Consider the following 6,009-nt stretch of genomic DNA (forward strand, 5'->3'; position numbering starts at 1 on the left):
TCCGACCATGACCAGCATGATGAGCAGGCGTAAGGCGCTCGCCCTCGGCGGCGGCGTGCTTGCCGGTGCCGTCGCGAGCACGGGCACCGCATCGGCGGCGACCGACTGGTTCCGGCTGCCGGTGATCACGGCGAACGTCGGCCGGGACAACCTGGGAGCCCGCGACGCCGCGTTCGACGCCGTACGCAACGCCGACGGCGAGCACCGGCCGCTGGTCTGCTTCCAGGAGATCAGCGAGGGCGATACCGGCGAAGAAGCGATGATCGATCACTACTTCGGCCCGCTCTACACCAAGGCGTTCTTGCGCCACGAGACGTCGTTCCGGATCCCGATCTGCGTCGGCAGGCCGTGGGTCGTGGTGTCCAGCCGGACCGAGCGCGCGCACGGCGGCATTCCCGGCGTCACCCCAACGCGTTGGTTCAACGAGGTCGTCGTCCGGCATCAGGACCATCCGTCCATCGAGTTCGCGGTGCTCAACACCCACTACATCGCGAACGCGTACAACGGCGACCAGCGCACAGACCTGCGCGACGAATGGTGGCTGATGCGGGACATCCACAGGGCCAGGGCACGCGCGCACCACGACGCGGGCAGGCTGGTGATCTGGGGAGCGGACACCAACCGCCCGGACTTCGGTACCGCGTCGGACCTGGCCGCGGAACAGAAGGCGTTCGGCACCGGCATCGACCGCCTGCACTGGTTGCCCGGCGACGGTTCCGTGCAGATCACCCTCAGCACCACCAGGACTGTCAACATGAACGTCGACTCACATAACGCCCGCCTAGCCATCTTCCACGTCCGCGCGGTCTGACGCCGATCCTGTCGTCGTACTCCGTGCAGATCCGAGGGGTCGAAGGTCCGCGGCGGTCCGCGCCTTCGGCCCCTTCCGGCACCGTGGGCGGGGCGCAGGGCGCGTGCTCGGTGCCTGCTAGCGTGATCGCATGGGTAGACGGGTGACCTTGATCGACGTCGCTCGGCACGCGGGAGTGTCACGAACCACTGCCTCGTACGTCATCACCGGCACCGGCCGGGTGTCGACTGCCACCCGGGAGCGAGTGCAGGCGTCGATCGAAACGCTCGGGTACGTCTACAACGAGGGCGCGGCAGCACTGCGGCGGACGGGCCGGACCATCGGCGTGATCGTTCCGAACATCGACCGGCCGTTCTTCGGCGAGGTCCTGAGCGGGGTGGAGGCGACCTTCACCGACAGCGGTTACATGGCACTGATGGTGTCGACGCGCGATCGGCTCGACCAGCAGGCACGGCTGGTGCGGATGCTGCGGGAGCACCAGGTGGCGGCACTGGCCATCGTTCCGGCCACGGGCAGCAACCATGACCTGGTCGACGCCATTCGCTCATGGGATGTACCCACGGTCTTCCTGAGCCGGTACGTCGCCGGGTCCACCGAGCCCTATGTCGGCTCCGACGAGGTGCGGGGCGGCTATCTGGCGGCAGACCATCTCGTCCGGGCGCACCAGTGCCGATCCATCACCTACCTCGGCGGGCCCAAGCACGGCGTCGCGCGGATCGATCGGCTCGAGGGCGTCCTTCGGGCCTTGGCCGAGTCCGGATCCGACGTGAAGCTCGTCGACCTGACCAGCGAATCCACCGTGGAGGCCGGTATCCGGGCCGGCCGCGAACTGGCCGCCGGCGGGCTGCCGGACGGCATCATCTGCCACAACGACAGCATCGCGATCGGCGTCGCCCGGGCCCTCTTCGACGCGGGCCACGCGGGATCCACGCGGATCATCGGCTACGACGACATCGGCCCCGCTCGGGCATCGGTGCCGGCCCTGACGAGTGTCGCGACCAGCGGCCGCATCCTCGGTGAGACGGCCGCGCGCGCTCTGCTCGCGGTCATCTCCGGCGCGGAGCCCGCAGTGCGGTCGCACCTGGCCGAGCCTCGGCTGATCGTCCGGGAATCCTGCGGCGACCACATCTGACTTCGCCACAACGAGAATGGTGGTCACCCCGCAGGGGGCGACCACCATTGTCTTGTTCAGGGCGCTCCGGCCGCCGAAGTGGACTAGGTCCGGGCGGCGTACCACCAGGCGGTGGTGTCCTTCCGCAGGACCTCCGTCAGCGGCTTGTTGATGGTGTCAGTCGTGTGGTAGCTCAGATAGATCATGCTCGAGGTCTTCCTCGTCACGACCATGGCGTGGTTCTTGTTGCCGTTCTTGTCCCAGTCGACCAGCAGGACATCGCCGATCTTCAGCTTCCAGACGTTGCTCAGCCAGCTGGTCCGTTTCGGAGCGAAACGCGAGAAGTTCTCCGCGGCGGGCCAGCTGCGGGTCTGATTCAGGCTGTTGTACCACCAGTTCGCGTTGTTGGTGTACAGACCGTAGTCGTACGCCCATCCGCCGGCCCTCATGGTCTGGGAAACGAAATTGGTGCAATCCGTGCTCCAGCTCCGGTAACGCGAGTTGTAATTCTCCCAGTAGCGGGTCGCGTAATCGACCATGCAGGTGTAGCAGTAACCGGCCATCAGTCGCGCGGCCGCGGCGCCGGTATCCTCTTGCGGATCGTCGATCGGAGATCCGTCCTCGGGAGCGTCGGCCGGCGGGTGGACGGTGACGGGCTCCACCCGCTGGTCCTCCTCCTGGTCGGCGGCCGACAGCGGGCCGGGAGCGCCGTACATGTATTCCGGTGACTCGCTCATCGGCGAGGCCTCGAACGCTGCCTCGGTGATCGTGCGCGGTGCGTCGTTCACCGCCACCGACTGCTCGGCGTTGCCCGGATCCAGGTCGGCGATGGACCACGTTCCGCCGGTCTTGACATAGGTGAACACACGGTCGACCGACTGCTCGGTGGCCTCCGGCGCCTCGGGATCCAAGGCGCGATCGAACAGCAGCCGAGTCTTCTCGGTGACAGTTGCCGTCACCGAACCGTCGGGCTGCTGCTTGACGCTCGTGGGCAGGACGGTGGTCTCCGACGAGATCCACCGCTGCTTGTGGGAAGCCAGCTTCTGGCGGCTCTGCGCCAGGTAGAGGTCTACGGCCGACGCGACCCGTTGCTGCCCGGCCGACAGGGCCACGGGTGCCACGGCGGCCTTCGACAGTGGTCGGCCGCTGCGGTCGGACAGCAGGCTGCGGGTGCGGGCCTCGAGGTAGCTCTTCGCGAGTGCGACGAGCTGGGCCTGCTCGTTGGCGCCGACGGCGGGCGGTACGCCGTCGGTCTGGGCGGCTGCCGGGGCCATACCGACGCCACTCACAAGAAGTGCGCCGATCCCCCCGGCCAGTAGGCGTGTTCGTGAGCGCTGCATTGTTCCCCTCACTTTGTTTGTACGCATGAGTCCTCACCAGCCGAGGAGGCTTGCAGTCGAATCCCCTCGACCTCGCGCAGATTACGGACCGTCGGCAGCAACCCGCTGCCCGTACTGCGCCCGTACCAAGGGGTGACTGTCGACCGCTGGATCGACTCGGCGACGACTGCCAGGGCCAGGGGATACCCGGCGCACAGCTCGGCCAGTTCGCCCAACTCGGCAGATTCGGCCGGGTCCCGCCCAGCTGCCGTCGTGAGGAACTGGACCGCCTCGCCGGCCGACAGCGGTTCGATCGGGAGCCGGACGGCGCCGTTGCGCACGCCGAGCCACCGCAGCTGGTTGCGGCTGGTCACCACGATCATGCTGCCCGAGGCGGGAAGCAGAGGGTGTACCTGTTCGGCGCTGGTCGCGTTGTCGATGACCACGAGCAGCGGCCGGTCGGCTGTCAGGGTTCTGAACAGCCCGGCGCGATCGGAAGTTCCGGTGGGAATCTGGTCAGCCGGAACCTGCAGCGACCGGAGGAACGTGAACAGGGCGGCCTCAGGCGGTACCGAGTCATCGGCGGAGTAGCCACGGAGATCGACGAAGAGCTGACCGGCGGGGAACCTGTCGCGGACCCGATGAGCCCAGTGGATGGCGAGCGCGGTCTTGCCGATCCCGCCCGGGCCGGTCAGGGTGACGATGGTCGGGCACTGAGGGGAAGCGCCGTCCAGTATCCCGTCGAGGGCGCGGAGCTCGGTCGAGCGGCCAGTGAACCAGCGGAGGTCCGGAGGCAGCTGCCTGGGTTCGACCGCGGGGCTGGTGTGGATCGGCGCCGCGCGGCGGCCGGCGAGCAGGCGGGCGTGCTCCTGTTGGAGTTCCTGCGCCGGATCCGCGCCGAGTTCGCCGGCCACGATGGTACGGATCTGCTCGTAGCAGCGCAGCGCCTCGGCCGTGCGTCCGCTCAGCCGGAGCGCCGCGAGCAGCCGGATCCACAGCGACTCCCGCAGCCGGTGCCGGCCGGTGAGCTCCAGCAGTTCGACGATCACCTCGTCGTACCGTTCCTCGACCAGGTCGAGATCGATCCGCTGCTCGACGGCGGCCAGGTACACCGCGGTCAGCCGGGCGGCCTCACTCGTCGTGAACCAGTCGGCGGCCGTCGAGCCGAGGAGCGGATTGTCCCGCCACAGCTCAACCGCCTGCTCGAGCAGTACCCGCTTGGTGACCGGGTCGCCGGTCTGCTGCGCTTCCCGGACCAGGCCCGCGAGCCGGAGCGCGTCGACCCGATCCGGATCGACCCGCAGCAGGTAGCTACCCGGACAGGTCTGGATGGCGTGCTGGCCGAGGTGCTGACGGAGCCGGGCAGCGTAGGTCTGCAACGTCGGCTTGATGCGATGCGGCATTCGCTCGCCCCACAGCCGATCCGCGATCACCTCCACCGGAACCGGGCGGTTGGCGGACAGCGCCAAGATCATCACCACGGACTGCAGGCGCGGGCCCGGTACGGCGATGGCCCGGCCGTTCCGGCGGATCTGCAGAGGCCCGAGCAACCCGATCTCAAGCACCCGGTACCCCCCAGCCAGCCGACCGTCATTCGTCCAGCATGCGGCCGGCGTCACAGCGAGACCATCCTCGATCGTCGCGATTCCTTGATCGATCGTCCAGGCGGGTGGACGCCCGGTTCCCGGCCGGGAAAACTCGGGTCATGGCAGCTGACGATCCGGTGATCGCTGCCGACCCATTGGGCGAGGCGCTGCACTTCCTGCGGGTCACGGGCACGTTCTACTGCCGCTCGCAGCTGACCGCGCCGTGGGGTCTGCAGTTGCCGGCCGACGCCGGGTCCATGTGGTTCCACGTCGTGACCAGCGGGCGCTGCTGGCTCGCGATCGAGGGCGAAGAGCTCCGGCAGTTGCAACCGGGCGACTTCGTCCTCATACCGCATGGCGAGGGACACCAACTACTCAGCGACCCAGGGACCGCGGTCGAGCGGATCGACGAGCTCGACTACGAGTACGGCGGCGGCCGGTACGCGATCCTGCGAAGGGACCGCGGGCCCGGCGAATCCACCGACGTGGTCTGCGGTACGGTCCAGCTCGACCATCCGATGACGCGCCGCCTGCTGGAGTTGCTGCCCAGCGTCGTCCTGGTCGACCGGGTCTCGGGACCATCCGGTCCCGAGGCCGAGTGGATGCACAGCACCCTTCGCCTGATCGCTGCCGAGGGCCGACAGTTGCGCCCCGGTGGCGAGGCGGTGATCACCCGGCTCTCGGACATCCTTGTCATCCAGGCGATCCGCTCCTGGCTGGTTACTCAGCCCGCGGCGCAGCCCAGCTGGCTGACAGCACTCCGCGATCCCTGGATCGGCCACGCCCTGACCCACATCCACCGCGATCCGGCCCACCGCTGGACGGTTGCCACCCTCGCCCATGAGGCCAGCATGTCCCGCTCGGCCTTTGCTGCCAGATTCACGAGCCTGGTCGGCGAGCCGGTCATGCGGTACGTCACCCACTGGCGGATGCAGGCCGCCGCCGAGTTGCTCCGCCACGAGGACCTGGACCTCCCGATCGCCGGCGTGGCCACCCGCCTCGGCTACTCCTCCGAAGCAGCCTTCAACCGAGCCTTCAAACGAACCCTCGGCACCACCCCGGCCACCTTTCGTGCTACCGCGAAGGCGGGTAGTCGCCAGGACGCGCGGTGGGGCGCGTAGTGCGGTGTGGTGTGTCAGCCTGCTGGCATGAGTTCGTTGGTGTTGTTGCATGGGCTGGGGG

At 68.5% G+C, this 6,009-nt stretch carries 5 protein-coding genes; 3 read left to right on the forward strand and 2 right to left on the reverse strand.

The genetic code is table 11. The features are described from left to right. Positions 1–7: 7 nt before the first annotated feature. Positions 8–811 carry a hypothetical protein gene (locus E1261_RS19505; RefSeq protein WP_132408384.1) on the forward strand — a complete coding sequence of 268 codons (804 nt, stop codon included), beginning with the start codon at positions 8–10 and terminating at the stop codon, positions 809–811. Between the two features lie 130 nt (positions 812–941). Continuing rightward, on the forward strand, positions 942–1,943 hold the full coding sequence (locus E1261_RS19510) for a LacI family DNA-binding transcriptional regulator (protein ID WP_132408386.1): 1,002 nt from the start codon (positions 942–944) through the stop codon (positions 1,941–1,943). Positions 1,944–2,026: 83 nt separating this feature from the next. On the opposite strand, the gene E1261_RS19515 is transcribed toward E1261_RS19510, so the two are convergent. Both E1261_RS19515 and E1261_RS19520 read right to left on the reverse strand, forming a co-directional pair. Further along, the gene (locus E1261_RS19515) at positions 2,027–3,262 is read right to left on the reverse strand and encodes an amidase domain-containing protein (RefSeq protein ID WP_165952566.1); all 1,236 of its coding nucleotides are present in this window, start codon (positions 3,260–3,262) and stop codon (positions 2,027–2,029) included. 8 nt (positions 3,263–3,270) lie between these two features. Continuing rightward, on the reverse strand, positions 3,271–4,806 hold the full coding sequence (locus tag E1261_RS19520) for an AfsR/SARP family transcriptional regulator (protein WP_132408390.1): 1,536 nt from the start codon (positions 4,804–4,806) through the stop codon (positions 3,271–3,273). Positions 4,807–4,946: 140 nt separating this feature from the next. On the opposite strand from E1261_RS19520, the gene E1261_RS19525 reads away from it, so the two are divergent. Next, positions 4,947–5,948, forward strand: coding sequence for an AraC family transcriptional regulator (locus tag E1261_RS19525; RefSeq protein WP_132408392.1), 1,002 nt, complete (start codon positions 4,947–4,949; stop codon positions 5,946–5,948). Positions 5,949–6,009: the final 61 nt, after the last annotated feature.

This window comes from Kribbella albertanoniae, assembly GCF_004348455.1.
Lineage (GTDB): Bacteria > Actinomycetota > Actinomycetes > Propionibacteriales > Kribbellaceae > Kribbella > Kribbella albertanoniae.

Coding starts and splice junctions, on each gene's coding strand:
- E1261_RS19505 (WP_132408384.1), top strand. CDS start 8: ATGACCAGCATGATGAGCAGGCGTAAGGCGCTCGCCCTCGGCGGCGGC.
- E1261_RS19515 (WP_165952566.1), bottom strand. CDS start 3,262: ATGCAGCGCTCACGAACACGCCTACTGGCCGGGGGGATCGGCGCACTT.
- E1261_RS19525 (WP_132408392.1), top strand. CDS start 4,947: ATGGCAGCTGACGATCCGGTGATCGCTGCCGACCCATTGGGCGAGGCG.
- E1261_RS19510 (WP_132408386.1), top strand. CDS start 942: ATGGGTAGACGGGTGACCTTGATCGACGTCGCTCGGCACGCGGGAGTG.